This is a genomic window from Gordonia sputi NBRC 100414 (assembly GCF_000248055.1).
GTDB classification, from domain to species: Bacteria; Actinomycetota; Actinomycetes; order Mycobacteriales; family Mycobacteriaceae; genus Gordonia; species Gordonia sputi.
The window spans coordinates 52,317-77,801 of sequence record NZ_BAFC01000080.1 but is presented as its reverse complement, the minus strand read 5'-3'; the positions used below and the strand labels follow the sequence as shown (position 1 = coordinate 77,801).

At 66.0% G+C, this 25,485-nt stretch carries 28 protein-coding genes; 13 read left to right on the top strand and 15 right to left on the bottom strand.

The genetic code is table 11. The annotated features are described in order from the left end of the window. Nucleotides 1-324, bottom strand: a 324-nt coding sequence (locus GOSPT_RS13400; RefSeq protein ID WP_005206739.1) for an esterase/lipase family protein, incomplete at its 3' end; no start/stop codon positions are given. Nucleotides 325-506: 182 nt separating this feature from the next. Here GOSPT_RS13400 and GOSPT_RS13395 point away from each other — a divergent pair. Then, on the top strand, nucleotides 507-1,208 hold the full coding sequence (locus GOSPT_RS13395; RefSeq protein WP_005206738.1) for a 4a-hydroxytetrahydrobiopterin dehydratase: 702 nt from the start codon (nucleotides 507-509) through the stop codon (nucleotides 1,206-1,208). A gap of 8 nt (nucleotides 1,209-1,216) precedes the next feature. On the opposite strand, the gene GOSPT_RS13390 is transcribed toward GOSPT_RS13395, so the two are convergent. Then, nucleotides 1,217-2,086, bottom strand: a complete 870-nt coding sequence (locus GOSPT_RS13390) for a type IV toxin-antitoxin system AbiEi family antitoxin domain-containing protein (RefSeq protein ID WP_005206737.1) — start codon at nucleotides 2,084-2,086, stop codon at nucleotides 1,217-1,219. Between the two features lie 287 nt (nucleotides 2,087-2,373). Between GOSPT_RS13390 and GOSPT_RS13385 the strand changes: the two genes are divergently transcribed. Together GOSPT_RS13385 and GOSPT_RS13380 are read left to right on the top strand one after the other, a co-directional pair. Continuing rightward, on the top strand, nucleotides 2,374-3,111 hold the full coding sequence (locus GOSPT_RS13385; RefSeq protein WP_005206736.1) for a GntR family transcriptional regulator: 738 nt from the start codon (nucleotides 2,374-2,376) through the stop codon (nucleotides 3,109-3,111). After that, nucleotides 3,108-4,361 carry an MFS transporter gene (locus GOSPT_RS13380; protein WP_005206735.1) on the top strand — a complete coding sequence of 418 codons (1,254 nt, stop codon included), beginning with the start codon at nucleotides 3,108-3,110 and terminating at the stop codon, nucleotides 4,359-4,361. Before GOSPT_RS13385 ends, GOSPT_RS13380 begins: the two co-directional genes overlap by 4 nt. A gap of 6 nt (nucleotides 4,362-4,367) precedes the next feature. Here GOSPT_RS13380 and GOSPT_RS13375 read toward each other — a convergent pair whose 3' ends face one another. Then, nucleotides 4,368-4,880, bottom strand: coding sequence for a MarR family winged helix-turn-helix transcriptional regulator (locus GOSPT_RS13375; RefSeq protein WP_005206734.1), 513 nt, complete (start codon nucleotides 4,878-4,880; stop codon nucleotides 4,368-4,370). Next, complete coding sequence (locus GOSPT_RS13370; protein ID WP_039855955.1) at nucleotides 4,873-6,318, bottom strand: MFS transporter; 1,446 nt, start codon at nucleotides 6,316-6,318, stop codon at nucleotides 4,873-4,875. Before GOSPT_RS13370 ends, GOSPT_RS13375 begins: the two co-directional genes overlap by 8 nt. 157 nt (nucleotides 6,319-6,475) lie before the next feature. On the opposite strand from GOSPT_RS13370, the gene GOSPT_RS13365 reads away from it, so the two are divergent. Then, complete coding sequence (locus GOSPT_RS13365) at nucleotides 6,476-8,545, top strand: DUF6541 family protein (protein ID WP_005206732.1); 2,070 nt, start codon at nucleotides 6,476-6,478, stop codon at nucleotides 8,543-8,545. Between the two features lie 17 nt (nucleotides 8,546-8,562). Here the strand turns inward: GOSPT_RS13365 and galE are convergent, their stop codons facing one another. Then, on the bottom strand, nucleotides 8,563-9,582 hold the full coding sequence (galE, locus tag GOSPT_RS13360; protein WP_039855954.1) for a UDP-glucose 4-epimerase GalE: 1,020 nt from the start codon (nucleotides 9,580-9,582) through the stop codon (nucleotides 8,563-8,565). 172 nt (nucleotides 9,583-9,754) lie between these two features. Between galE and GOSPT_RS13355 the strand changes: the two genes are divergently transcribed. The 3 genes from GOSPT_RS13355 to GOSPT_RS13345 all read left to right on the top strand — a co-directional run bounded on the left by GOSPT_RS13355 (nucleotide 9,755) and on the right by GOSPT_RS13345 (nucleotide 11,590). Continuing rightward, nucleotides 9,755-10,090 (top strand): hypothetical protein, encoded by a 336-nt coding sequence (locus GOSPT_RS13355; RefSeq protein WP_005206730.1) that lies wholly within the window; start codon nucleotides 9,755-9,757, stop codon nucleotides 10,088-10,090. Nucleotides 10,091-10,158: 68 nt separating this feature from the next. Continuing rightward, entirely contained in the window at nucleotides 10,159-10,527 is a 369-nt protein-coding gene (locus tag GOSPT_RS13350) for a hypothetical protein (protein WP_005206729.1), read from the top strand. A gap of 94 nt (nucleotides 10,528-10,621) precedes the next feature. Continuing rightward, nucleotides 10,622-11,590 (top strand): alpha/beta hydrolase, encoded by a 969-nt coding sequence (locus tag GOSPT_RS13345; protein WP_005206728.1) that lies wholly within the window; start codon nucleotides 10,622-10,624, stop codon nucleotides 11,588-11,590. On the opposite strand, the gene GOSPT_RS13340 is transcribed toward GOSPT_RS13345, so the two are convergent. From GOSPT_RS13340 to rfbB, 5 genes are all read right to left on the bottom strand, one after another. Further along, nucleotides 11,536-12,531, bottom strand: coding sequence for a tocopherol cyclase family protein (locus GOSPT_RS13340; RefSeq protein WP_005206727.1), 996 nt, complete (start codon nucleotides 12,529-12,531; stop codon nucleotides 11,536-11,538). The genes GOSPT_RS13345 and GOSPT_RS13340 overlap by 55 nt on opposite strands. A 44-nt stretch (nucleotides 12,532-12,575) precedes the next feature. Continuing rightward, nucleotides 12,576-13,184, bottom strand: coding sequence for a hypothetical protein (locus GOSPT_RS13335; protein ID WP_245548718.1), 609 nt, complete (start codon nucleotides 13,182-13,184; stop codon nucleotides 12,576-12,578). A 79-nt stretch (nucleotides 13,185-13,263) separates the two neighbouring features. Next, nucleotides 13,264-13,803 carry a hypothetical protein gene (locus GOSPT_RS13330; protein ID WP_005206725.1) on the bottom strand — a complete coding sequence of 180 codons (540 nt, stop codon included), beginning with the start codon at nucleotides 13,801-13,803 and terminating at the stop codon, nucleotides 13,264-13,266. A gap of 174 nt (nucleotides 13,804-13,977) precedes the next feature. Further along, nucleotides 13,978-14,322, bottom strand: a complete 345-nt coding sequence (locus tag GOSPT_RS13325) for a hypothetical protein (protein WP_005206724.1) — start codon at nucleotides 14,320-14,322, stop codon at nucleotides 13,978-13,980. 596 nt (nucleotides 14,323-14,918) lie between these two features. After that, nucleotides 14,919-15,923 carry a dTDP-glucose 4,6-dehydratase gene (rfbB, locus tag GOSPT_RS13320; RefSeq protein ID WP_039855971.1) on the bottom strand — a complete coding sequence of 335 codons (1,005 nt, stop codon included), beginning with the start codon at nucleotides 15,921-15,923 and terminating at the stop codon, nucleotides 14,919-14,921. 120 nt (nucleotides 15,924-16,043) lie between these two features. Here rfbB and rfbA point away from each other — a divergent pair, with 120 nt between their 5' ends. Together rfbA and GOSPT_RS13310 are read left to right on the top strand one after the other, a co-directional pair. Further along, on the top strand, nucleotides 16,044-16,922 hold the full coding sequence (rfbA, locus tag GOSPT_RS13315; protein WP_005206722.1) for a glucose-1-phosphate thymidylyltransferase RfbA: 879 nt from the start codon (nucleotides 16,044-16,046) through the stop codon (nucleotides 16,920-16,922). Nucleotides 16,923-16,950: 28 nt separating this feature from the next. Beyond that, nucleotides 16,951-17,577, top strand: a complete 627-nt coding sequence (locus GOSPT_RS13310; protein ID WP_039855951.1) for a dTDP-4-dehydrorhamnose 3,5-epimerase family protein — start codon at nucleotides 16,951-16,953, stop codon at nucleotides 17,575-17,577. An 82-nt stretch (nucleotides 17,578-17,659) separates the two neighbouring features. On the opposite strand, the gene GOSPT_RS13305 is transcribed toward GOSPT_RS13310, so the two are convergent. Together GOSPT_RS13305 and ppgS are read right to left on the bottom strand one after the other, a co-directional pair. Further along, nucleotides 17,660-18,004 (bottom strand): DUF2304 domain-containing protein, encoded by a 345-nt coding sequence (locus tag GOSPT_RS13305; protein ID WP_005206720.1) that lies wholly within the window; start codon nucleotides 18,002-18,004, stop codon nucleotides 17,660-17,662. A 2-nt stretch (nucleotides 18,005-18,006) separates the two neighbouring features. Further along, nucleotides 18,007-18,738 (bottom strand): polyprenyl-phospho-N-acetylgalactosaminyl synthase PpgS, encoded by a 732-nt coding sequence (ppgS, locus tag GOSPT_RS13300; protein ID WP_005206719.1) that lies wholly within the window; start codon nucleotides 18,736-18,738, stop codon nucleotides 18,007-18,009. An 82-nt stretch (nucleotides 18,739-18,820) separates the two neighbouring features. On the opposite strand from ppgS, the gene GOSPT_RS13295 reads away from it, so the two are divergent. Next, nucleotides 18,821-19,669, top strand: coding sequence for a glycosyltransferase family 2 protein (locus tag GOSPT_RS13295; RefSeq protein WP_039855948.1), 849 nt, complete (start codon nucleotides 18,821-18,823; stop codon nucleotides 19,667-19,669). Here the strand turns inward: GOSPT_RS13295 and GOSPT_RS13290 are convergent, their stop codons facing one another. Beyond that, nucleotides 19,670-20,941: a polysaccharide biosynthesis protein gene (locus GOSPT_RS13290; protein WP_005206717.1), complete on the bottom strand. Its 1,272-nt coding sequence runs from the start codon at nucleotides 20,939-20,941 to the stop codon at nucleotides 19,670-19,672. A gap of 21 nt (nucleotides 20,942-20,962) precedes the next feature. Then, the gene (locus tag GOSPT_RS13285; RefSeq protein ID WP_005206716.1) at nucleotides 20,963-22,318 is read right to left on the bottom strand and encodes a M1 family metallopeptidase; all 1,356 of its coding nucleotides are present in this window, start codon (nucleotides 22,316-22,318) and stop codon (nucleotides 20,963-20,965) included. A gap of 245 nt (nucleotides 22,319-22,563) precedes the next feature. Between GOSPT_RS13285 and GOSPT_RS13280 the strand changes: the two genes are divergently transcribed. Beyond that, nucleotides 22,564-22,983, top strand: a complete 420-nt coding sequence (locus tag GOSPT_RS13280) for a DoxX family protein (protein ID WP_005206715.1) — start codon at nucleotides 22,564-22,566, stop codon at nucleotides 22,981-22,983. Between the two features lie 430 nt (nucleotides 22,984-23,413). Then, complete coding sequence (locus GOSPT_RS13275) at nucleotides 23,414-23,899, top strand: hypothetical protein (protein WP_005206714.1); 486 nt, start codon at nucleotides 23,414-23,416, stop codon at nucleotides 23,897-23,899. A gap of 293 nt (nucleotides 23,900-24,192) precedes the next feature. Here the strand turns inward: GOSPT_RS13275 and GOSPT_RS13270 are convergent, their stop codons facing one another. Beyond that, complete coding sequence (locus GOSPT_RS13270) at nucleotides 24,193-24,765, bottom strand: hypothetical protein (protein WP_231894681.1); 573 nt, start codon at nucleotides 24,763-24,765, stop codon at nucleotides 24,193-24,195. A gap of 73 nt (nucleotides 24,766-24,838) precedes the next feature. Here GOSPT_RS13270 and GOSPT_RS13265 point away from each other — a divergent pair, with 73 nt between their 5' ends. Then, entirely contained in the window at nucleotides 24,839-25,369 is a 531-nt protein-coding gene (locus tag GOSPT_RS13265) for a DUF5709 domain-containing protein (RefSeq protein WP_005206712.1), read from the top strand. The last annotated feature ends 116 nt before the right edge of the window (nucleotides 25,370-25,485 follow it).

Here is a 25,485-nt window from a genome sequence, read left to right as displayed (position 1 = left end):
TTGCTGCGTCGACTCTGCCCTAGGCGCCAGTCCGCCGACCGAACCGCTTCCCGGTACCTGGCCGAAGGTGAAGGTGTAGACACAAAAACCCGCGTTGGCCAGCGTCGGAGCGAGGAATGACCACGCTGACGACTGATTCGAGGTCGTGCCGTGCACCAGGATGACGGGATCGCGGTCGTATCGATCGTGACAGTCGGGTCGATTCGCGCCGGCGGGGGCGGCGTCGGCGGGCCCGGTCAGCCCGTCGCGTTGGGCGGCCACCACGTCGGTGGTCACCGGGAACGGGTCGGCGAGTGCCGCGCCGGCTCCGAATGATGTCGCCACCAGACCTGCTACCGCGAGCACCAGCGCATCGAAGGCATGCGCGTGTGTGCATGCCTTCGATCATCCCAGAATGTGCCGTCTCGCGGCAGTTGACGAAGAACTGCGTGAACTCCCGACAACCAGTTCATCTCGATCGGACACAACCGCGACCCACATACGACGATCCGCCGTACCGTCGGGCTATGGCCCCTTCTCCACGAAAGCCCGTCACCGCAGCAGACGCCTCCACACGGCTGTCCGACCCCTGGCGGGTCATCGGCAACAGCGTGCGTGCGGGGTACGACACCGGATCGATGGCCCGTGGCGTGCGCTTCCTCCATCGGATCGCACAGGAAGCGGAGATCGCCGACCACCACCCCGACATCGATCTGCGTTACGGCACAATCCATCTCACTCTGTCGACGCACAGTGCGCACCGCATCACCGAAGCCGACGTCGGGCTGGCGAACCTCATCGCGCAGATCGCCCGCGAGCTCGAGCTCGAGCCACTGTCCACACCGGAGGCCCGCTTCGACGTCGCCATCGACGCCCTCGACATCGACAAGATCCGACCCTTCTGGTCGGCCGTGCTCGGTTACAAGCAACTCGACGGCGACGCGCGCGACCTCGAAGCAGCCGACCTCGTCGACCCCGCCGGCCGTCTCCCCGCAATCTGGTTCCAACAGATGGACAGCGAGCGCTCGGAACGCAACCGGATACACCTCGACTTCTGGATCCCGCACGACGAGGTGGAGGGCCGACTGAGTGCCGCACTCGACGCCGGTGGCACGCTCGTCACGGACGAGTTCGCGCCCTCGTGGTGGGTACTCGCCGACGCCGAGGGCAACGAGGTGTGCCTGTGTACCTGGCAGGAGCGCGACGACAAGGGTTACGTCGGCGCGTAGCGCGCCCGTTACTGCGCGAAAAAGCCCACGATCTCAGTGATGTCGTCGAGGGTTTGGTCCCAGCCATACAGCACGTCGTCATAGGTCAGCCGGAGGGTGGGTCGACCCTGTGTGAGTGATCTGCGGTCGCGGTGTCGATCGTTGGTGTAGTTCGCCGGGCTGAGGTGGTAGAGCTTGCTGTCGCATTCGATCAGGAGTCGGCCGATCCGCAGGTCGGCGTGCTCGGCTTCGGAGATTTCGGGTTGTACCTCGACCTCGAAACCGGCTCGGCGACAACGGACTCGGGTCAGACTCTCGGTCCCGGACATCGACCGCGGATCGCATTCGAGAAGCAGGGCCTCGATGAGCGGACTCGTCTGGGGAAGCTTCAGCCGAAGGTCGTCGACATCGATGCCGAGCGTGTGCATCGCCGAATCGAGTGTGGCGATCGTGTCGTCGTCTTTCATGCAGCCCGCGGCGCACACCAGAGACAGACCGATGGTGTCGGTGATGGTGGTGACGGGCAGTGGTGCGCCGGGAAGTGTGCAGTAGTCCGCGCGCCTCGGCGACGCGCTCTTGCCCGCGCGCACGTGCAGCGAGTCGTATCCGGGCGGCACCCACAACTTGTGCTTGGTGAGCGCCGACGCGCAGGAGAGTGCGCCATAGCGTTTGGCTGCAGTCACGGCGTCCGGGTCGGCTTCGGGCTGGGCGTACCAGCCGCGGCGGGGAATGAGGAGTTCGCCGCGACGTACCTTTCTGCGCAGGTCGGCGTCGGTGAGCCCGCGTGCACGGAGCTCCGGCCGAGAAAAGACGCCGAGGTTGACCGCATCGGGATCGATCGCGCCGAGCGGAAGCGCATCGGGAGTGAGGTCGGGGTTCACCGGAGGTCGAATAACCATGGCATTTGGACGTTCTCCGTCCGCAAAGGTTCCGGACCGCTCCCGTTTTCAGTCATTTTCAGAGGGGTCCGGCGGCAAAAGCCCAGGTCGGCTCGCCGAGAAGGATCAGAAATGACTGAAAACGGGAGAGCCCGGAACGGGAGAGCCCGAAAACGGGACAGCTCAGCCGGCATGGCGCGGTGCCGGCGAGGCATGTCGTGCTTCTGTCGGACAAATCGTTATCGCGCGTCGCCGAGTAGGTCACAAAGATTCGACTCGCTAAGCAATCGGGAGTACAACTTGTATCTATGTTGGATCTGAGCGCGACATCGGCGGCCGACCGCGTATACGAGGAGGTCAAGGAACTCATCCTGACCAACGTCATCGCGGGCGGAGAGTTGATCAGCGAGGGCGAGGTGGCACAGCGCTGCGAGGTCAGTCGCACCCCGGTGCGTGAGGCGTTCCTTCGGTTGCAGGCAGAAGGCTGGATGCGGCTGTACCCGAAGCGCGGCGCGCTGGTGCTGCCGGTGACCGACACTGAGGCCCGCGACGTTGTCGACGCTCGGATTCTCATCGAGTCACACGCGGTGCGCGGACTCGTCGCTCGCGGTCTGCCGACCGGCGACCTGGTGGCGGACCTGCGCCGCAACCTTGCCGCGCACGCGAAGGTAGAGCCGGACGACATCGCCGACTTTGCCCGCGTCGACGCGCAGTTCCACCAGCGCATCGTCTCGGCCGGAGCCAACGGGGTACTTGCCGACTTCTACCTCGGTCTCGCAGAACGTCAGCGGCGCATGACCACTGCGAGCGTGCACCGAGAGCCGACCGTCACACCCCGGATCATCGCCGAGCACACCGCGCTCGTCGACGCCATCGAACGCGCAGACGCCGACAGATTCACATCGCTACTCGTCGACCATGTCGCGGGTGTTCATCGCATCGAGGATGTCTACGCCGTCCACGCCACCGACACGACCGACGCGCGCACCACCCACGCGATCTACGCCGACGCGCGCGGCACCCACGCAGAGGAAGGACAACGGTGACGACCACCGCAGACAACGCCACCCCCACAGTGACCGGTCCGACGGTTCGTCGCACCGCGTGGATCGCGGTGGCACTTGCCGTCTTCGCATCTGCCTGGGGCGGAAACGAATTCACGCCGCTGCTTGTGATGTACCGCGAAACGGGCAACTTCGGGGCCGTCGCCGTCGATGCGTTGCTGTTCCTCTATGTCGTGGGCATCGTGCCGTCGCTGTTGATCGGCGGTCCGCTGTCGGATCGGTACGGGCGCCGTCCGCTGATGTTGCCCGCGCCGGTGTTTGCGGCGGTGGGCTCGCTGCTCCTCGCACTCGGCGCGAATTCCATTGTGCTGCTGTCGATCGGTCGAGTGTTCAGCGGAATTGCGCTGGGACTGTCGATGGCGGTCGGTGGCAGTTGGATCACGGAGTTGTCGGTGCGTGGCGGCGCCGGAGCGGCATCCGGTGCCCGACGCGCCGCGATGAGCCTCACCGCCGGATTCGGCATTGGTGCGGGCGTGGCCGGTGCGCTGGCTCAGTGGGCGCCGTGGCCGCACGTGCTCGCCTACGTGGTGAACATCTCGCTCGCGGCTATCGCCTTGGTGCTGCTGCTCGTCCGCGCGCCCGAAACACGTTCGCCCAGTGGCACTCCCGGACGACTGGTCGACGACCTGAAGATTCCGTCGGCGGCGCACCGGCGGTTCCTGTTCGTGGTGCTGCCGGTTGCTCCCTGGGTGTTCGGTGCATGTGCGTCGGCGTACGCGATCATCCCTGCGCTGATGTCGGCGCGCACCGCCGGAGCGCCGATCGCATTCGCCGCGCTGTGCTGTGTGCTCGGACTCGCGGCGGGTTTCGGTATCCAGTCGCTGGGACGTCGCATCGACAACCCCGACGGTGTGCGCGGCGTCGCCGCTGCACTCACGGTGCTGGCAATCGGAATGGCGTTGGCGGCGTTGGCCGCTCACATGTTGACGATCTGGATGTCGCTGATCGCCGCGACGGTGCTCGGCTGCGGCTACGGCATGGCGATGATCGCAGGTCTACTCGAGGTGCAACGGATCGCGGCCCGCAGCGGCCGCAACGACCTCGCCGGCCTCACCGCGGTGTTCTACAGCGTCACCTACCTGGGGTTCGCGATTCCGGCTGTGCTGGCGTTGATCACCGAGTTCTGGCACGCGGTCACCTACACCCACATGTTCATCTTCGGGATCGTCGCGGCGCTGCTGTGTCTCGCCATCGCGCTGTATGGGCATCGTCGGCACGCTGTGGCCGCCTGACCGACGTCACGCCTCCCGCTCGGAACTCCTGGTGAACATCTGGTGCAGCAGTTCCAGTTCGGCGGTAGAAGCCGTGGTGAGTACGTTGGGCGCGGGATCGTCGACGTCCCAGACGGTTTGGAGAACCTCGCGCCCGGAGTCGGTGAGGTGGACTTCTTTTCGACGACGATCACTCGACGACGGTTGGCGCACCACATAGCCGGCGGACTCGAGGTCGGACACCGCGACCGACGCCGCGGGAGCATCGATGGTGGCGGCGTGAGCGATCTCGGTGATCGTCAGCGGGCCGTTGCGTAACAGCTTCAACACCCGAATCCTGCTGAACGGCAAGCCTGTTTCGGCTACTACCGTGCGACGCCAGGCGTCGCGTGAGTCTGTCACGAACGAAGTCAGCTCACGCCAGACCTGCGCGACCAGTTCGTCGTGTCGGCCGGTTTCGTGCCCGCCAGGCTCGTCGCGTGACGCAGGTTCGTCGTGCGACATAGTGCCGTGCTCGTGGGCCGCTTCGGGTTCAGGCATGGGACATCTCCGGTTCGATCAGCCGCTCCGAGACGGTCCGCGCGGTCCGCAGCGCCCACGGTGTCGTGGACACGACGCCGAGGACGAGAATCGCTGCGCTGAAGGCGATCACGATCCACCACATGGCGGTCATCGCCGTCGAGAAGTCGATGGCCGTGTGCGCCGCGGCCAAACCGGTGACGCTACCGGCAAGTGCCACACCGAGACTCACGCCGATCTGACGACTCGTCGATGCCACGGCGCTGGCGGCTCCGGCGCGATGTCGGGGCATGCCTGCGACCGCGGAGTTGGTAATGGGCGCGTTGATCATCCCGAAGCCGAGTCCGAAGATGAAAAACATGAAGGCCAGCAGGGGGATCGGGGTGGCGTCGTCGATGAAGAGCATCATCGACGAACTGATGAGGAGTGCGATCCCGGCAATCACAAGCGACGGTCGCGTGCCCCAGCGACCCACCGCGCGCCCGGAGAGTGGCGAGCAGATCAACACCGCTACCGCGGGCGGAACGAGCATGGCGCCGGTGCCGACGGCGCTGAACCCGCGATCTTCCTGGAGATAGAGCGACATCAGGAACAAGAACCCACCCCAGTTGGCGAACGCGCAGATGGCGATGACGGTTGCCGACGCGAACGGCACGCTACCGAAGAATCGGAGGTCGATGAACGGGTCGTCGTGGCGTCGTTCCCACAGGAGAAATCCGACGAAAGCGACTGCTGCGACGACGAATACGACGATGGTGCGTGTTGATCCCCACCCGTGGCCAGGTCCCTCGATGAGGCCGTAGACAGCGCCGCCGAGAGCGATCATCGCCAATGCCTGTCCGATGGGATCGAGTGTGCGCATGATGGGCGAGCGTGATTCGGGCACCAGGATGGCGGTGAGCACGATCGCGATCAGGCAGATCGGCAGATTGATCCAGAACACCGCACGCCACCCGATGGTGTCGATGAGCACGCCGCCGACGATCGGTCCGGCAGCCATCGAGATCCCGACTACCGATCCCCACACGCCGATCGCGCGGGCGCGCTCACGAGGATCGACGAAGATCTGCGTGATGATCGACATCGCCACGGGGTTGAGCATCGAACCGCCGACGGCCTGCAGGGCGCGTGCGGCGATGAGAACCCCGACGCTCGGCGCCAGGCTGCACGCCAGCGATCCGATCGCGAACGTGACCAGACCGATCTGGAACAAGCGTTTGCGTCCGTATCGGTCGGCGGTGGCTCCCGACACCATCAACAGGCTGGCCAGCACCAGCGTGTAGATGTCGATGACCCACTGCAACGACGACACACTCGCGTTCAGATCCGTCCGGATCGCTGGCAGTGCGACGTTGACGATGGTGGCGTCCATCGACACGATCAGCAGGCTCATACAGCAGGTGCCGAGAATCGCCATCTTCCTGCGCGGCGTCAGCTCGACGGAAGTAGTTGTGGACATACAAAGATTGTAGAACTACAAGTATCCGACGTCCAGGGGTGACGGACACATGGTCAACGGTGGCTGCGGGACGGCGCGGTAACCTGCACGAGGTCGACTGGTTGGTCGGTCCGGGATGAATCCGGTTCCGGCCGGGTGAGTGAGAGGACGGGTGTCAGTGCTTCTCGGGGCGTGGGTGAGTGTGGTGACCGTCGTCCTGCTCATTGTTCCCGGGGCGTGTGTCGGACGTCGGATGACGCTGAGTTGGCCCGTCGCGATCGCGGCAGGCGCGCCCATCACGTTCGCGATCGTGAGCGTGTCGACCGTGCTCTACGGCGCGATCGGCTTCGAATGGAACGTCATCACCGCGCTGGTCGCCGTGCTCGTCGCGTTTGCGCTGGCCTGGGTCTATTCCGCGCTGCTCGGCACGCGGGTTGGGCGTCGAATCGCTCCTGCACCCGCCGCGACGTCGACCTGGGAGGACGGTACGGTCGACGCTCCGCTGAGCCGGCGTGCGGCACTGGGTGGCGGCATCGGAATCGCACTCGGGGCGATCATCATCGCGATTACGTGCATCAGGCCCATCGCCAAGACGGCCTTCGCGGGCCTCGACAGCATTCCTCAGGTCTGGGATTCGCTCTGGCATGCGAGTTCGCTGCGCTGGATTCACGAGACCGGCGTCGGATCGTCGTTGCGCATGGGCGAGCTCATGAACTACGACACCCACGGCTTCAACTACTACCCGAATACGTGGCACGCGCTCGGTGCCCTGGAGCTCCCGCTGACCGGCGCGAACCCGGTCCAGCTAAACAACACGTATTCGCCCGCGACGTTGGCGGTCACGGTCACGCTGGGCGTCGCATCGCTCGCGTATTGGTTTGCGCGCCACCGCTTCGACACCTCGACGTCGGCGTTGATCGCGGGTGTGGCGGGCGCGGTGGCGGCGCTGTTCCCGTCACTGCCGTATGTCGAGGTGCAGTTGACGTCGGTGCCGAATGCCGTGGGTGTGTCGATGGCGCCCATCGCCGCGGTGCTCACGATCAGTGCGGTGCGTGATCGACGTCGGGTGCTGCCCGCGGCCGTCGCGGTCTCCGGGGTGACGGCGACGCACCCGTCCGGCCTGATTCTGGTGGGTGTTATCGTCGGGGTGTGGTGGCTGTTCGAGGCGCTGCGTCGGCCCGTGCACAGCCGCGTCGGAGACTTCGTCACCCTGGCGATTGCCGGGCTGGCGACAGTGGTGCTGGTCTTCCCGGTGGTGCTGGGCACAATTCGCGTCGCCGATACCAACGAGCTGCCGTTCTTCGACTTCCGCGTCGATACGGTCGGTGTGCTGGAAGGGCTCTCGCAGGCGCTGTTCAACGGGACGGTGCCGCTGCAGACGCAGGACTATCCGGTGTGGGGTCTGGTGATCCTCACCGTGCTCGGTGCGCTCGCGCTGCTGTGGCTACGGTGCTGGGGAGGGCTGGTGACCTGGGCGATCTTCGTGTTGGTCACCGCCAATTCGGTTGTCTCGCTTGGCCCGCTGTCGGCGCCGCTCGGTGTGATCGGCGGCTACTTCTACAACTCGCCCCACCGACTGACGTTTGTGGTTGCGCTGTTCTGTGCGGCGGCTGCGGGCGTCGCGTTGGGGCTCGTGGCGTTGGCCGTGGCGCGGTGGGTGGCGCGGACGGGGTCCGGTGATCGCGTTGCGACGCAGCGACGTTGGGCTGTTCCGGTGACATTCGCGGTGTTGTTGGTGCTGATAGCGGGCGCCGCGGTGTGGCGCTACCCGTCGAACGCGCAGATCGCGTCGAAGGAGCGCGGCGAAAAGCTGGTGGGCAGAGACGATCTCGCCGCGTACCACTGGCTCGATCGTCAGCCCGACGCGCACGACGCGCTGATCCTGAACAACCTAGACCAGGGCACCGGGTGGCTGTACCCGGTGACCGGACTGACCCCGTTGTTCTCGTTCTATCGGGCAAACGAGTTCTCCGATCGCCAGCGCGACTTGTACTGGGGGACAGCGCAAATCGGTGCCGATCCGCACGTCGATCAGATCGTCCGCGACATGAAGGTGCACTACGTCATCGACAGCCCGCCGAGCTATTGGCCCTTCCAGAACGGCGTTCCAGACCCTGAGCACGGCGTGCAGGGCGACCCGTTCCTGGCGCTGCGCGAGCATGGTGCGCCGGGTCTGACGCAGGTGTTCCGGCAGGGCAATGTGACGGTGTATCGGGTCAACGAGAACGTGCTCACCGGGCCGCGCTGATCTGCCGGGCCATGCCCTCAGGCGTCCGGGTAGCCCTCCGGGTTGTTCGACTGCCAGCGCCAGGTGTCGACGCACATGTCGTCGATTGTCTTGCCCGCGAACCAGTTCAGCTCTTTGTTCGCCCTCGTCGGGTCGGCGTACGACGCCGCGATGTCGCCGGCTCGACGCGGCGCGATCTCATACGGGATCGGCTTACCGCTGGCGCGTTCGAAGGCCTGCACCACCTGCAGTACCGAAACCCCTTGTCCGGTACCGAGATTCCACGTCGACATCGGTTCGGACCCTGCGCTGATCCGTTCCAGTGCCGCGACGTGCCCCGCGGCGAGGTCGTCGACGTGGATGTAGTCGCGCACGCCGGTGCCGTCGGGGGTGTCGTAGTCGTCGCCGAAGATCGAGAGCTTCTCACGACGCCCGACCGCGACCTGTGCGACGAAGGGCATCAGATTGTTGGGGATGCCACTGGGGTCCTCGCCGATCTGTCCGCTCGGGTGGGCCCCGACCGGGTTGAAGTAGCGCAGCGCGGCGATGCGCCAGGCGGGATCGCTCGCGGCGACGTCGCGCAGCACCTGCTCGATCATCACCTTGGTCCAGCCGTACGGATTGGTCGCCGACGTCGGGGAGTCCTCGGTCATCGGGAGTACCGGCTCTGCGCCGTAGACCGTGGCCGACGACGAGAACACCAGCCGGTGCACGTCGTGGCGTCGCATCGCGCGCAGCAGAGAGAAGGTGCTGCCGAGGTTGTTCTCGTAGTACTCGAGGGGCTTGGCCACCGACTCGCCGACGGCCTTGAACCCCGCGAAGTGGATCGCGGCGTCGACGTCCTCGTGGTCGAAGAACTTCTCCGTCTTGTCGACGTCGGTGAGGTCGAAGGAGTGGACCGGTATGTGGACGCCGGTCAGGGCCTCGAGTCGGCCGACGACCGTCGGCTTGGCGTTGCTGAAATCATCGACGACAACGACGTCGTGTCCTGCTTCGACGAGTCGGATCACGGTGTGTGAGCCGATGTAACCGGCCCCTCCACTGACGAGTACGCGCATGACAATCACGGTAAGCGCTACCGCTGGGATTCATCCACGCGGACCCTGTGAGCTACCCCTCGGCGAACAGATCGCGTACGGAAGTGCGCTCTCGGGTTGCGGTGTTCGAGCGCGTGAGGCCGAATGTGGTGATGCAGTTGTGTGAACTCATGAGAGGGATGGGCGACGCGCGGTGCTGACCGCCGAGGTTGCTTCGTTCGACATCGCTGCGGCAGCGGGCTGGTATTCGACGGTGGCCGGCCTGCTCGCGGGCTTCGCGCTGCTGGCGGTGCTGTTGCCGCTCGACCAGGACACCCGCGACGACGATGCCGAGGCTGCAGGGGCGAGCGGCGTGATCGTGTTCACGAGCGCGTTCTTCTCGCTGCTGATCCTCGCGTTCAGCTATGCGATCCTTTCGGGTCGGTCGAACGGTCCGGTTGCCGCGCATGAGCAGCAGCTCAACGGTGCGGCGTTCGGTCTGGCGTCGTTGTTGCTGCTGCTCGGCTTGCGCGAGGTGCTGCGGCTCTAGGGCACCAACCGGTCGATCATGCAGCCTGCGCAGAACCTTGTCTCTCGCCCCACAGCACTGTGGGGCCGATGATCGTGGTCGCCTTGCAGTTCAGCAACACCCTCGACACAGAGGCGTTGCGCGAGGGCGGACACGTGCGAGTGGAATGGCCTTTCTCGTCCGGCATCCGGATCAATCTCGTGGTGTCGATTGTGGCCATCGTGCTGATCGTGTTGGTGCCCGTCGTCGGGCGTAATCGGCGCGCCGCGGCCACGACGACGGCCGTGATCGGCGAGGCCACACTCGGATTCACGGTGCTGGTCACCCTGTGGTGCGCGTTCGTGGTGCCGCTGCTGCCGTCGGATTTCGTACTCGGCGCAGCGCTGGAACACCTGACGCTCGCAGTGGCCGCGATAGCCGCTGTCGTGTACTCGTGGGCGGCGTGGCTGACGCGCTGACCCGCTCGGGGTAGGCCGCCGGTTGCTGACACGAAAGACCCGGTCTGACAAGCTGTGCTCACCGGAATCTGGGTCGCGAGTGAGACGAGGGATCATGGGGTCAGAGCGCACCGATGTGGAGTTCACGTCCGACGGCGTCGTCATCCGAGCTTGGCTCTATCGACCAAATGTGCCGAATCCGCCGATCATCGTGATGGCGCATGGCCTCGGCGGCGTCAAGACCATGAGGCTCGACGCCTTCGCCGAGCGTTTCGCCGACGCGGGGTACGCATGCCTTGTCTTCGACTACCGACACTTCGGCGACAGCGACGGCGAGCCGAGGCAGCTGCTGTCGGTGCGCAGACAACTCGCCGACTACGACGCCGCGATCACCTACGCGAAGTCGCTCGACGGGGTCGACGCCGCTCGGGTCGTCGTGTGGGGATCGTCGTTCTCCGGAGGTCACGCGTTGACGTTGGCGTCGCGTCATCCCGGGCTCGCCGCGGCGATTTCGCAGTGCCCTTTCACCAGCGGTATCGCGTCCCTGGGTGCGCTGGACCCGATCTCGTCGGCAAAGGTCACCGCGCGCGCAATCGCCGACCTTGCGTCGAGTGCGGTGGGTCGCGACCCGGTGACGGTGGGGCTCACCGGACATGATCACGACGCCGCGCTGATGACCGCACCCGACGCCGAGTCCGGCTACGTCTCGTTGGTGCCCGACGGGGCGTCGTTCTCCAATCGTGTCACCGCGCGTACCGGTCTCGCGATTCCGCCGTACTCGCCCGCGCGGAAGGCGTCGCGTATCGGCATTCCCACGTTCGTGGCGATCTGCGAGACCGACAGTGTTGCCCCATCTGGTCCGACAGCGCGTGCGGTACAGGGCAATCCGCACATCACAGCGAAGATCTACCCGTACGGCCACTTCGACATCTACGTCGGTGATGCCTTCGAGGACGTCGTCGCCGACGAGTTGGCGTTCTTGCGCGATGTCGTTCCCGTCAACCCTCAGCGAGCGAGCGTGGCCGACGCTCACGCTGGGCGGTCACCGATCTCGAGTCCCGCCAGCGACGAGGTGCCGTCGTAGATGACGCGACCCCATTCCCGCACGGTGCAGCGCAGGGTCCCGTCGAGGAATTCGTAATCGGTGTCGACGTTGCGCCGCTCGTGCGGTATCGGCACCGGCAGCACGGGCGGTTCTCCGACACCGTGGCCGTCGAGCTCGATGGCGAATCGCACTGTGCGCGCGGTGATGTGCCAGTGCCAGGTGTCCCGGTCGAAGTGGTAGCTGGTCAGTGCGGGCGGGGTGATGCGCAGCACCCGTGAGTCAATGCGCACGACCACTCCGGTGACTTCCTGCTTCACCGGGCCGAGTTCGAGTAGCCCACCGGAGAACGCGACGCACACGTCGTCGTCGAAGTCATGCGCCTCGCCCCACCACCACCGCTGCGGGAAACCGGCACCCCAGTTGCGTTCGCAGTAGAGCCGGGCGTCGTCGAACCGCCAGTCCACGCCGGGTCCGGTGGCCGTTGCCGACGCCCGGCCGCCAAGACAGTAAGCGTGCCAGTACTGGTTGAGGAACGGGATCGAAGAGAACACCCCGCCGCCGCCGAACGCCTTCGGCCAGGGTCGGGTGTTGTCGACACGCAGGTCGACGGTGACGTCGTCGATGGTCAGAGTGATGCCGCCTCGATTGGCATCGAGGTGATTCCCCTGTTCCTGCGCGCGGACGGAGAACCGGCGAGGATCGGCCACCGCATCACCGATCGCCGCCTGGCGGACGACGGCGCCGGGCTCGAGCACGATGGCCGCCGTCGACCAGTCCCCGGCGTCGTGGCGGTTGCAACTGCACAGTGCGACCACTGCGCGGCCGGTTGCCCGGTCGGTCAGCCGCCAGAACCAGCCCTCCATCTCGGTGCCGTGGGACGGCAAGGGGTCGCCGTATGGGACATCGGCACCGGTGCGGCGATAGAGCGCCACGAGTTCGCGGCGCGGCCGGTCGAGGGGGCGCATACCCGATTGTGGCATCCGGGCGGGAACTGCACGCGAGTCCTGCGTGATGTCGCGTCGAGTCACTTCGGGCAGGTGTGCGTCGCCACGGCACCGCCCGCGAGCGTGCCGATCGGCCCGACGGTCGGCGGCGAGAGGCACTGCATCACGCCGCCGAGCGTCGGAGTCAGGGTGCGCGGGTCGAATTGGAATGTCCAACGCAGGTGCAGATCCGGCGACGGTCGTCGACCCGGGTACATGCCGAACGCCTCGGGCAATGTCGAACCGGGTCCGCGTCCGACGAAGGCATATCGCCGAGTGCCGGGAGCGCCCTGGTTTGCACTGTGGAGCTTGCGCAACACCGTGAAGAAGTACGGGGCGCTGCCCGGGCTGTCCTGCCGGTAGATCCCGGCGAACTCGTAGACCTGAACGCCTGCGGCGAACAGTGCCTGGTACGGGAGGTTCGCCACGTCGTCGACGATCGATACGTGTGTTGGTGCGGCATCGGCGTGGGCGCCTCCGGTGAACGCCACGCCGCCGGCCACCGCCGCCGCGACCAGCGCGGTGGCGACTCGGGTCCCCAATTTTCGAGAGTCGGTACCGCGGGCCGAACCCATGCTGACCTCCGATGGTCGACGCCCCGACAGACCTCCCTCTCGCTCCAGAGTGTCGACGGTCGACGGATGTGTCATCCCTCGCGAGTCAATGAAACGAACCTGTTATCGGCGACGACGCCTGGTCGACCATCGGTGGCCTTTCGGTCACAGTGGCTCAGCCGCCGCAACGGTTGCCGAGAATCGCAGCGCCGCCGGTCAGCGGTCCGATGGGGCCGGAGATCAACTTCGGGCACGGCAGGGGGTGCGGGTCGTAGCTCAGTGGCTGCAGCGTCTGAGGGTTGACGCGGAAGTAGAAGTTGCCGACGTTGTGCGGCTCGGGATGCAGTCGCGAGTAGAGGGCGAACACCTCCGGCAGCTGTGTGCCGGGGCCGAGTCCGACGAACCCGTATCGCAGGCTCCCCGGCTTACCCTCGCGCGGGTTGTGCAGCTTCCTGAGCACGGTGTAGTAGTACCGCGGGGTGATCCCGGTCGAATCGGACGTGCCGCGAACCGTCGTCGCATACTCGTATACCTGCACGCCCGCGCCGAAGAGTGCCTGGTAGGTCAGGTCGCCGAGTTGGTCGACCTGGTGGATGCCGGGTTGTGTCGGCGCGGCGTGCGCGCTGGGTGCTGTTGCTACTGCCGCGCCGCTGGCGATTGTTGCCGCGGCGAGTGCGGCTACGACGCCGCGACGAATACGTGAAGCTGTGACCATGAGAATCTCCGATGCCGTGTGTGCTGGACGAACCTCTGTACTGGGGGATTCGTAGCGGCGTCGAAAATCGTTAGCCTGCGTAATTCAATGAGACGACGGGCCGGGATGTTGGCGCCGTGTGGTGACAAGGGTGCTCGTTCATGTCTCGGTGGCGATCAATCTCATTCGGAGCGCTCAGTCACCCACCCGGCTCCAGAACTTCCCCTCAATTCCGTTGTCTCGCAGAAACTCCTCCAAGTCGTCCGTGTGTGTGAACCGATTCTTGATGGTCGGCAGCAGTTCGTCGTCGGATTCGAGACCGAGTAGCTCTCGGAGCCGAGCGACCGCGTCGGACGAGAATTGCTTCTTGAACTCGTACTCGTAGGCACCGAAGAATTGCTCGACGCCGCCGCCGAGGTCGTGGCCTTCGATCATGAGTCCACCGTCGTCGGTGAGTCGGACGACTCGCAGCATGGTGCCCTTGCTGTCGCGGACGTTGCTGATGACCACGCTGTTCGTGGGTTGGTTTTCGGTTGTCATCTGCCGCCTTGCGGTCGAGGGGGATTGATGAATGGGACTTCGGGGAGAGTGAGGTCCGGAAGACCTTTTCGCGATTCCAAGAATAGCACTTATCGCACGTGTGCGTAAAGTGTCCGACCGCGATGCTGACCTCCGAACGTGAGACGACGGGCCAGGGGTCGGGTGCTGGGCATGCTCGGGCGGCGTGAGGGCTGATGTCGGGCGACTCTCCGTACAGCTACCTGATCTGTGTGCAGCCACCTTGGGCGGTGCAGAAGGTGGCTGTGCACAGATGAGGTAGCTGCGGGCCGGGTCGCTGGCTCTTCGACCAGTTGGTGTGCGGCTCGGGCTAGTTCGGCGGCTTGTCGGCCAGTGGTCGGGTGCTGGGCATGCTCGGGCGGCGTGCGGCGTGTGGGCTGAGGTCGGCGGCTCTCGGTACAGCCACCTGATGTGCGTGCAGCCACCTTGGGCGGTGCAGAAGGTAGCTGTGCACAGATGAGGTAACTGCGCGTCGAGTCGCTGACTCTAAGACCAGCTAGTGCACGGCTCGGGCACCATGGCCGCGCTGGTCGGGATCGTGGTCGCCGCGCTCTACGCCCGGCGGGCGCGCGGCACGCTCAGCCGATGACCTGTTCGGTGCTGGCGTACTTCGCCTCCGCGTCGCCCTTGGCGGCCTGCCACCACGCGGGGTTGGCGCGGTACCAGTCGATGGTCGCCGACAGGCCGGAGCGGAAGTCGGTGTAGCGCGGTGACCAGCCCAGTTCGGTCCGCAGGCGCGTCGAATCGATGGCGTAGCGGCGGTCGTGGCCGGGGCGGTCGGTGACGAAGTCGAAGGCGTCGCGCGGCTGTCCGAGCAGTTCCAGGATGGTTTCGACGACGGTCCGGTTGTCCACCTCGCCGTCGGCGCCGATCAGATAGGTCTCGCCGATCTCGCCCTTCTCGATGATCGTCCAGACGGCGTCGTTGTGGTCGTCGACGTGAATCCAGTCGCGCACGTTGCGGCCGTCGCCGTAGAGCTTGGGCCGCACGCCGGAGAGCACGTTGGTGATCTGGCGGGGAATGAACTTCTCGACGTGCTGGTAGGGGCCGTAGTTGTTGGAACAGTTCGAGATGGTCGCGGGCACCCCGAACGATCGCACCCAGGCACGAACCAGCAGGTCACTGCCCGCTTTGGTGGAGCTGTACGGGCTCGACGGGTTGTACGGCGTCGACTCGGTGAACCGCGACGGGTCGTCGAGGTCGAGGTCGCCGTAGACCTCGTCGGTGCTGATGTGGTGATACCGCACGTCGTGGCGGCGAACCCCTTCGAGCAGGGTGTACGTGCCGACGAGGTTGGTCTGCACAAAGGCCGACGGGTCGGCGAGCGAGTTGTCGTTGTGTGACTCCGCTGCGAAGTGGACGACGAGATCGGCGTCGGCGATCAGGCGGTCGGTCAGCGCGGCGTCGGCGATGTCGCCCTCGACGAGGTTGATGCGATCCGCGACGGGTGCCAGCGTCGCGGGGCTGGCCGCATAGGTGAGCTTGTCGAGGACCGTCAACTGCGCGTCAGGGCGCTGTTCGAGCGTGCGGAGGACGAAGTTCGCCCCGATGAACCCGGCTCCGCCGGTGACCAGGAGCTTCAACGTCGTTCCCTTCGTACGTGCTGTGGACCCGCGCACAGGGGTCGCAGGGTGCAGGGTCATCAGAGTACCGAGCCGTTGGGAGGGGTGTTCCGGTGAGCAGCACCGTTTAGTCTGATCTGCATGCGTGGAATCATTCTCGCCGGCGGCACGGGGTCGCGGCTGCACCCGATCACGCAGGGTGTGAGTAAGCAACTCGTCCCGGTCTACGACAAGCCGATGATCTACTACCCGTTGTCGACGCTGATGTTGGCGGGTATCCGCGACATCCTGGTGATCACCACGCCTCAGGATGCCGCTGCGTTTTCCGGGCTGTTGGGTGACGGGAGTCAGTTCGGTATCGACATCTCGTACGTCACGCAGGCGTCACCGGACGGTTTGGCGCAGGCGTTTGTGTTGGGTGCCGATCACATCGGGAACGAGTCGGTGGCGCTGGTGCTCGGCGACAACATCTTCTACGGGCCGGGTCTCGGCTCGCAGCTCAAGGGGTTCGAGGCGATCGACGGTGGCGCGATCTTTGCCTACTGGGTGGCCAATCCGACGGCCTACGGCGTCGTCGATTTCGACGCGCAGGGGCGGGCGGTGTCGTTGGAGGAGAAGCCGACCTCCCCGAAGTCCAACTACGCGGTGCCGGGGCTGTACTTCTACGACAACGACGTCATCGAGATCGCGCGTGGCCTGCAGCCGAGTGCGCGAGGCGAGTACGAGATCACCGACATCAACGCGCACTATCTCGATCAGGGCAAGCTCGCGGTGAAGGTGCTGCCGCGCGGGACCGCCTGGCTCGATACGGGGACGTTTGATTCGCTGCTGGACGCCGGCAACTTCGTGCGCACCGTCGAGCAGCGACAGGGACTGAAAATCGCTGTGCCCGAAGAGATTGCGTGGCGGCAGGGGTACCTGTCCGACGATGAGCTCGCGACGCGCGCCGAGACGCTGCGCAAGTCGGGCTACGGCAACTATCTGCTCGACATCCTCGCCCGCGGTAAGGGTTTCGAGTGAACACGATGCACGAAACAAGGGAGCGCGCGTGAAAATCCGTCCGTTGTCGATCGACGGTGCTTGGGAGTTCACGCCCGTGCAGCACGGCGACGCTCGCGGCCTGTTCGCCGAGGTGTTCAAGGGAGATCTGCTCGACGACGTGATCGGTCACCGCCTCGACCTCGCGCAGGTCAACCTGTCTGTGTCGGCCGCGGGCGTCTTGCGGGGCGTGCACTTCGCCGACGTTCCGCCAGGGCAGGCGAAGTACGTGACGTGTCCGAAGGGTGCGATCCTCGACGTGATCGTCGACATCCGCGTCGGCTCACCGACTTTCGGCACCTACGACACGGTGCTCCTCGACGACGTCGACCGTCGTGCGGTCTACCTCTCCGAGGGGCTCGGGCATGCGTTCTGCGCACTCGAAGACGGGTCGACTGCGACGTACCTGTGCTCGACCGGCTACAACCCCGGTGCAGAACACGGGATCAATCCACTCGACCCGGAGCTGGGCATCGAATGGCCGACGCTCGCGCGTGACGGTTCACCACTGGTCTACGAATTATCCGAGAAGGACACTGCGGCACCGGGTTTGACCGCCGCACGCGAATCGGGGCTGCTGCCGGACTACGCCGACGTGACCTCTTATCTGCGGTCGCTGGCCGAAGGGGCGTCGTAGACGCGGCTCGTTCTGGTGAACGCGGCTGGTACACCAGCCGCGTGTGCAAGTTCGGGAGGCGTTTGGAGGCTGGCCGGGGCAGTCAGTCGCGCCGGTTCTCGACCTCGGCGTTCTGCAGGGCGACGGCGCGCGCGAGTCGTGCGTAGCGGATCTCCAGCTCGCGGAACCTGAGATACGTTGCGACAGTGGTGAATGCGAATGCGATCACCAGGCAGTAGAGCACCAGGTCGGTGCCGCGGCCGACGCCCACCCAGCCCGCGACGGTCGTCAGATCGTTGGGACGGAACATCGCGTAGACGCCGAACACCACGAACGCGACGAACAGAAGCTTCACTCCCGCAGATGATCTCGCGTTCCCACGGTTGGTGACGAAGAACCACACGAGTCCGAGGGCCGCGAGCAGGAGCAGTATCTGGATGACGATCATGGCTATCTCCTCATGCGCCCGTGCAGCAGACCGTCGGCGACGATGTTGACGCCGTTGATCAGTGACTGCCCCTTGGCGCGCGAGTAGTCGGTGTAGAGGATGGTGACCGGCTGCTCCGCGACCCGCCAGTGATGGTGGTCGATGAGCGCGACGAACTCCGACGCGTGGCTCATGCCGGCCATCAGCAGGTCGAGCTGGTCGGCGACGGTCTTGTTGAACGCGCGGAGGCCGTTGTGGGCGTCGGAGAGTCCGAGCCTGCGCGTGCGCGGACTCAGGAAGACGACGGTCCGCAGCACGATCCGGCGCAGCAGCGGCACCGACTCGCTTCGGCCGTCGGCGAATCGGGTGCCGACGATGATGTCGACGGGCTCGGTGCGCAGGCGATCGATCATCGCGATGACGTCGTCGACGCGGTGTTGGCCGTCGGCGTCGAAGGTGACGAAGTACTGGGCGCCGGGCCGCGCTCGCGCGTATTCGACCCCGGTCTGGATCGCGGCGCCCTGCCCGAGATTGACCGGATGGCGCACGAGGTGGATGCCGCCGGTCTGCGTGCTCTCGACGTCGGCCGCTGCTGACCTGATCTGAGCGACCGAGTCGTCGGAGCTGCCGTCGTCAACGCAGACGATGTTCGGGAAGGTCTTCGAGGCGTCGACCAGGACGTCGCGGATCACCTCGCCCTCGTTGTAGACGGGGATCACCAACCACACGTCGTCGTTGGTGGGGCGTTCCGTCATGGGGGTAACCCTATCGGAGCAGGTGCGGGGCACTTCGGACGTGCCCGGAAGGCGTGGGCGCGTCAACGTCTACCCTGATCGGGTGCCTATCGACGTCATGATGCCCTTCTACGGCGACGTCGAGCAGTTCAAGCAGGCAGTCACCAGCGTTCTGGAGCAGTCGGACCCCGACTTTCGGCTCGTCGTCGTCGACGATGGTTATCCGAGCGATGAGCCGCGCGAATGGTTGGCCGGCCTCGACGACGGCCGCGTCCACTACGAACGCAACGCGCACAACCTCGGCGTGAACGGCAATTTTCGACGCTGCGTCGACCTCGTCACCGCCGACCGGTACGTCGTGATGGGCTGCGACGACGTGATGCTGCCCGGGTATCTCGCGGGTGTCCGTGCGCTGGCCGACGCGCATCCCGACGCTGCGGTGATCGCGCCGGGTGTCGAGGTGATCGATGCCGACGATCAGGTGGTGCGCCCGCTCGGGGATCGGATCAAGGCGGTGCTCGCGCCGTCGTCTGCGACGGTCCTGCGCGGCGAGGCGATGGCCACCAGCCTGTATCGCGGCAACTGGACCTACTTTCCGTCGCTGCTGTGGCGCACCGATGCCGTGCGGGCGGTCGGGTTCAGGGAGGGCCTCGACGTCGTCCTCGACCTCGCACTCCTCGTCGACCTCGCCTTCGCGGGGGAGGCGCTCGCCTACGACCCGCGCGTGCTGTTCCGGTACCGCCGCCACGACGCGTCGGTCAGCTCGGTGCAGGCGGTCGACGGTCGACGCTTTGCCGAGGAGAACGCCTTCTTCGACGGCGAGGCGCGCCGATGTGCAGCGCGCGGATGGACGCGCGCGGCGCGGGCGGCACGGCTGCACGCGACGTCGCGGCTGCACCACGGCATGGCGCGGATCGCGGGCGCGGCGTCGAAAATCCGTCGCACGAACTGACTACCCCGAGAACGTGGCAAGTCGGCCCAGGTGCACGCTTGCCCCGACGAGCGGCCCGACGACCAAGGACAGCGCGACGCGGTCGGTCACCTCGAGCGGCACGGTCAGCAGCGCGGCGCAGGCGATCGCGGCAACCCACCACCCCGCCGCGTACCACCGGTGCGCGCCGACGGACAGCGTGGCCGCGCCGGTGACGGTCAGCAGTCCCAGGGCCGTGGCGCCGACCATGAACAGCGCGATGGTGCCGCCGCCGAGCGTGAAGTCGGCGCCGAAGATGTGGGTGAGCAGCCAGGAGCCGATCGCCCACGCCGCGACCGCGCCGATCGCACCGACCACGACGACCGCGGCCAGCGGCACGGCGAGCGAGCGCAGCAACGCGTCGCGCGCCGCGACGAACCGGGTGATCAGCACGCCTTGAAAGCTGTTGAGCGGCACCAGTAGTGGCGCTCTGGTCAAAGTGACCGCCAGGATGACGGCACCCACAACACGCGAATCGTCGTCGGCGCGCGCGGTGACGTTGATCAGCACCGGGAAGCCCATCACCACCACCGCCGACGCCAGTGCGGCCGCCATCGCGGTGAGGGTGTTGCCCGCCAGGCGTCGGTCGTCGACGTCGCCGGGCAATCCGACGGCGCGTCGGGCCGTCGACGACGTTGCGAGCACCACGAGCCACGACACCGAGCCGACCACCGTGATCACCAGAAACGCCAGCACACCCCAGCCGAAAGCGACTGCGATGCCCGCGCCGACCAGTCGGATCAGCGCGTCGACGCTCAGCAGGACGGCGAACGGCGACCACGACAGCGACCCCGACAATGCGCCGCAGAGGTGCGCGTACACCGCGAAGCTCGCGACCCCGACCGCGAGCAGCACCACCGACAGCGCGCGGTACTGGTCGAACACGTGGCCGCTCCACAGCGGCGACGTCGCCGCGACGATGACTGCGAGCGCCGCGCCGATACCGACGTTGACCAGCAACGGTCGGCCGAGGCGTGTGCGCGTCTCCGAGGCGGCGCGGATGGTGCGCGTCGTCTCCTGGAGCTGCCCGTTCTGTGCGCCGGTGACGAGGCCGTATGCCGCCCAGAAGACCGCGAAGACGGCGTATCCGATCGCGCCGAGCTGCCGTGCGGCGAGGAGCAGAACCAGGTAGCCCGACGCCGCCGCAATGATCGTCGCGATGGTGACGCGACCGACGGCGCTGCGCCCGCCGGAGCTGGGCCCGGTCGCACCGTCGGACACCGCGGGGATCTCGGGATCAGGACCCGAAGTCATCGACACATCGATGCCCCGGCGTCAGGACGGTTCGGGGAACGCCGGAAGCTCCGGTGTGAACAGCCAGGTCTGCCACAGATCGTTCAGCGGGGAGTCGGAGTAGTTTGCCGCGAGCGCGATGAAGTCCTCGGTCGTGACGGTTCCGTAGCGGTACTTCTCGGTCCAACGATGCAGGAGTGCGAAGAAGTTTCCGTCACCGATGCGAAGACGCAAGGCGTGCAACGTGATTGCGCCGCGTTTGTAGACCCAGTCGTCGAACATCTTGCGCGGGCCGGGATCGACGAGCGTGACCCGGACCGGATTGGCGGCGAGCTTGGCGTAGTAATGTCGCGCCCATTCGCCTGCGCTGCGTCCGCCCGATCGTTGGCTCCACAGCCACTCGGAGTAGCAGGCGAATCCCTCGTGGAGCCAGATGTCGTGCCACTGCTCGAGTGTCACCGAATTGCCGAACCACTGATGGGCGAGTTCGTGGGCGATCAGCCTCTCGGCGTCGCGGCTGCCGTCGCAGTGGTTGGCCCCGAATGTGCTGAAACTCTGTGCCTCGATGGGGATTTCGAGCGAATCGTCGGTCACCACGACGGTGTACTTGGCAAACGGGTAGGGGCCGAACATCTCGGTGAACGCCTCGACCATCTCCAACTGTTTGCCGAAGTCGACGCGGAAGTTCTCCTTCAGTCGTGACGGCAGGATCGCTTCCACCGGAACGGGTTTCGATGCCAGCCGGATGTGCTCGTATGGTCCGATCTGGATCGAGGCCAGATAGGTCGACATCGGTTCGATCTGTTCGTAGACCCACGTCGTCTGTGCTGCGCGTACGCGTTTGGACTCGAGCACGCCGTTGGCGAGTGCGTAGTACGGGCTGTCGGTGGTGATCGAGATGCGGTAGGGCGCTTTGGCGCTCGGGTGGTCGTCGCAGGGAAACCACGACGCCGCGCCGTTGGGCTGGTTGGCGCACAGTGAGCCGTCGGTCAGTTCTTCCCATCCGACGGTGCCCCACGGGCCTCGGATGGGGCGCGGGGTGCCGCTGTAGCGGATGACGATCGTCATCGCTCCGCCCGGCTGGATGGGGGAGTCGGGGGTGATGAACAGCTTGCGCTGCCGGTGGCTGTACCTGGCCCGCCTGTCGTTGACGGTGACCTTGCTGACATTGAGCGTCGACGCCATGTCGAGGCTGAAACGCGCCAGCTCCACATACGACGTCGCGGTCAGCGTCGCAGCGCCTTCGAGGCGGTTGCTGGCGACTTTGTATTCGAGGTCGAGGTCGTAGCGGGAGATGCGGTAACCGAGATTGCCGTTGTCCGGCAGGTAGGGGTCGACGCTGTCGGCCGGTGTACCGAGAACAGGTTGCCGTGAACTCTTTCCCGACTTTCCCGGCACGCAACGGCTCCTGTCTCTGGCCCTACTGGCTGACTCTTCGGCTCTACCATCTACCCGAGCCTGTCCAGCTTGTCCGGCTTGGGCTTTTTCGGCGTCGTTTTCTCGATCGGGACGCGAGAACTCACCCTACCCGTAGCGTTGGTTTCGTGAGGCGCGTCAGGTTGTAAACGGACTAGGGTCCGGTTAGATTCATGTTCGATACGAACAACGCAAGGGGCGAACACCGTCCTGAGAAAGGTGACAGCATGTACCCGATCCGCAGTCTGGGACTATTTGCCGCACGGGTGATCCTCGGCATCATCTTCATCGCGCACGGTTGGCAGAAGCTCCACACCTTCGGGCTCGATGGCACCAAGGCCAGCTTCTCCAAGATGGGTGCGCCCTTCCCCGAGTTCTCCGCGTACTACGCGACCTGGGTCGAGCTGATCGGCGGCATTCTGCTGATCGCCGGGGCCCTTCTGCCGCTCGTCTCCGTGCTGCTGATCATCGACATGATCGGCGCGATCTTCGTCGCCCACATCGATCATGGGTTCTGGGCGTCCGATGGCGGTTACGAGTTCCCGCTCGCGCTCATCGCGGGTCTCCTCGCGGTCGGCTTCGCGTCGGCGGGCGGTCTGGCCTTCGACACCCACGTCTTCCGACGCCGAAATCGCGTGGCCGACTAGCGGCAATGTGGTCCGCCCCGGGCGACGCGCGGCATCGCCCGGGGCGGTGCGTACACAACTGTGACGTCAGCGAGGCGCGGCGACGATTATTGTCGTGCCCTCGCGCTGACGACCGGATTGTGTACGTACCGGGCGACAACCATAGTGAATGAAACAGGCTATGGCACAGCCCAGCCCAAGGTGATCGCGTGGCCGACTAGCGGCAATGTGGTCCGGTCGGGCGACGCGCGGCGTCGTCCGGGGTTAGTAATCTCGCCAGGTGGAGCAGCCTCGCGACCCCTGGCCCGTCGACCGGCGACCTCAAGCGACATCCGCTGACTTCTGGTCTGGACCGACAAGCCCGCCTCCCGGGCCGGCGGTCTATCAGACGCCAGGCCACTATCCGCATCCGAACGGCGCGTACCACCTGGGGCCGCCCATGGGCGTTGGTATGGGGTACGGCGTTGATCCGGTGATGCTGGCCATGAAGCGTCCCGTGCAGGTCACGGTGTTCGGATGGCTGCAGCTGCTGGCATCGATTCTCAGCGTGGTGTCGGGGGCTTTTCTGCTGCTTTTCATCGCAGGAAGGCCGGGCGCTCAAGAGGTCGAACCATCGCAGGTCGCCGTCATCATCGGCGAGGTCGCGTGGCTTCTGCTCAACTTCGGACTGGCGATCGGGCTGCTTCGCGGGTCGAGAGGGCCCTACTTGTTCTACTGCGCCATCGCGGTGATCAGCCTCGTGCTACTCGGGATCGCCGTCGTGGGCACGATCGTCGGGGTCGTCCTCGTCGGCCTGCTCGCGTTGGCGGCGCTCTTGGTGGTCGCGGTGTGGGCTGCTGTAGCCGCAGTCTGGGCCTACCTTTTGTTCAACCGGTCCACGAAGGCCTATTTCTCGCGCCAAAGTGCCCAGATCCGGGCCGCGGGATGCGCCGCATAGCGCGGAATTCTCACTGGAGAAGGCCGTCGATGGTGACCCGGTGGGGAAGCTGCGCAACATCTGCGGGTGGTGTCGTCGAGACGCCCGGGGCGGTACGTACACAACTGTGACGTCAGCGGGGCGCGGCGACAATTATTGTCGTGCCCTCGCGCTGACGACCGGATTGTGTACGTACCCGGCGGGCGCCGCGCGATGTCGCCCGGGGTCAGTGATCTCGCGAGGTGGAGCACGCCTACTTCTCGCGCCAAAGTGCCCAGATCAGGGCTATGGGCTACGCCGCGTCGCGCGAATTTTCACTGGAGAAGGCCGTCGATGGTGACCCGGTCGGGGAGCTGCGCAACATCTGCGGGTGGTGTCGTCGAGACGAACTCCGCAAGTGCAGAGCCGAGCGCTCCCGCGTGATGGATGGGGACGCCGTCTAGTCGGTCGTCGGAGAGCAGCGTCGTCGGGTCGGTGTCGTGGCGGTGAACGGCTGCGGCGCCGAGTAGGCGGCGCGCTTGTGCCGGGTCGGTGTCCCAGAGGGCGTCGGCGGTCAGCACGTAGAGGCGCAGCGCGCGTGCGTAGTCGGCCAGGTGCACCAGTGCCCAGGCCCAGTGCTTGGCGACGTCGACGGTGTCGGCCTCGCCGCGGCCGTGGGTGTGCACGTACTTGCCGTAGAGCTCGTGGCAGAGCGGGTTGGAATCGGCCCACAATTCGAGTGCTGACATGCAGCGCACACAGTCGTGGACGTTGGCGAGGTATGACACCGAATACGGGCCCTCGCGTCGTGAACGCATCTCGCGCAGCACCGAGAACTCGGCGAGGGCGTGGTCGTACTCGCCGGCGGCGTAGAGCGACTCGGCATCCTGTTGCATTTCTGCCAACATCTCCACAGTTTCCCTGATCGCGAGTCGTCGCGTGCCGTCTTCTGCGATTCGCTCCTGCGCCTATCGTGGAGGTGTGAGCGACGAAAACGAATCCATCATCGAAGGTGACAGCGAGTACGCACTCGACCCCGACGATCAGTTGCAGCCTCAGGACTCACTCGACGACCGCGGCGTCGACGACGTCCTCGACGAGGGGTACTCGCCACCCGACTACGAGCCCAAGGCCGCGATGCGCGGGCTCACAGCATCAGAGATGCGCGAGGGTGAGTCGCTCGACGAGAAGCTCTCCGAGGAAGAGCCCGACCCGTGGCAGAAGGACGACCCGATCGACGAGATCGAGCGCGACGAGCACCCCGATTGGCAAGCGCACGAGAGTGATTCGAGTCCCGAGTTCGTCGAGGACGACCAGGTGGGCGACCGACGCGCAGGCCGACTCCTCGCACCCGATCAGGGTGGCGTCGTCGACAACGAAGCCGAGGCCGTGGCAACCGACTGCGGAATCGACGGAGCGGGCGCGAGCGCCGAGGAAGCCGCCGTGCACGTGGTCGACGAGGGCGAAGACGCCGCCGACGCCGAGTGGGAGGACGAGGCCGAGGGGCGCTGAGCGCTTCGGTCAGGGGTAAATGTCAGACCCCTGTGCTGGACTGGATGCAGGAGCACGCAACCGCCTGGTCGACGCCAACCGCGTTGACAGGGTGCGCGGCCCTGGCAACGATGGTG

Coding starts and splice junctions, on each gene's coding strand:
- GOSPT_RS13395 (WP_005206738.1), top strand. CDS start 507: ATGGCCCCTTCTCCACGAAAGCCCGTCACCGCAGCAGACGCCTCCACA.
- GOSPT_RS13390 (WP_005206737.1), bottom strand. CDS start 2,086: ATGGTTATTCGACCTCCGGTGAACCCCGACCTCACTCCCGATGCGCTT.
- GOSPT_RS13385 (WP_005206736.1), top strand. CDS start 2,374: ATGTTGGATCTGAGCGCGACATCGGCGGCCGACCGCGTATACGAGGAG.
- GOSPT_RS13375 (WP_005206734.1), bottom strand. CDS start 4,880: ATGCCTGAACCCGAAGCGGCCCACGAGCACGGCACTATGTCGCACGAC.
- GOSPT_RS13370 (WP_039855955.1), bottom strand. CDS start 6,318: ATGTCCACAACTACTTCCGTCGAGCTGACGCCGCGCAGGAAGATGGCG.
- galE (WP_039855954.1), bottom strand. CDS start 9,582: ATGCGCGTACTCGTCAGTGGAGGGGCCGGTTACATCGGCTCACACACC.
- GOSPT_RS13350 (WP_005206729.1), top strand. CDS start 10,159: ATGATCGTGGTCGCCTTGCAGTTCAGCAACACCCTCGACACAGAGGCG.
- GOSPT_RS13345 (WP_005206728.1), top strand. CDS start 10,622: ATGGGGTCAGAGCGCACCGATGTGGAGTTCACGTCCGACGGCGTCGTC.
- GOSPT_RS13340 (WP_005206727.1), bottom strand. CDS start 12,531: ATGCCACAATCGGGTATGCGCCCCCTCGACCGGCCGCGCCGCGAACTC.
- GOSPT_RS13335 (WP_245548718.1), bottom strand. CDS start 13,184: ATGACACATCCGTCGACCGTCGACACTCTGGAGCGAGAGGGAGGTCTG.
- GOSPT_RS13330 (WP_005206725.1), bottom strand. CDS start 13,803: ATGGTCACAGCTTCACGTATTCGTCGCGGCGTCGTAGCCGCACTCGCC.
- GOSPT_RS13325 (WP_005206724.1), bottom strand. CDS start 14,322: ATGACAACCGAAAACCAACCCACGAACAGCGTGGTCATCAGCAACGTC.
- rfbA (WP_005206722.1), top strand. CDS start 16,044: ATGCGTGGAATCATTCTCGCCGGCGGCACGGGGTCGCGGCTGCACCCG.
- GOSPT_RS13305 (WP_005206720.1), bottom strand. CDS start 18,004: ATGATCGTCATCCAGATACTGCTCCTGCTCGCGGCCCTCGGACTCGTG.
- ppgS (WP_005206719.1), bottom strand. CDS start 18,738: ATGACGGAACGCCCCACCAACGACGACGTGTGGTTGGTGATCCCCGTC.
- GOSPT_RS13290 (WP_005206717.1), bottom strand. CDS start 20,941: ATGACTTCGGGTCCTGATCCCGAGATCCCCGCGGTGTCCGACGGTGCG.
- GOSPT_RS13280 (WP_005206715.1), top strand. CDS start 22,564: ATGTACCCGATCCGCAGTCTGGGACTATTTGCCGCACGGGTGATCCTC.
- GOSPT_RS13275 (WP_005206714.1), top strand. CDS start 23,414: ATGGGGTACGGCGTTGATCCGGTGATGCTGGCCATGAAGCGTCCCGTG.
- GOSPT_RS13270 (WP_231894681.1), bottom strand. CDS start 24,765: ATGTTGGCAGAAATGCAACAGGATGCCGAGTCGCTCTACGCCGCCGGC.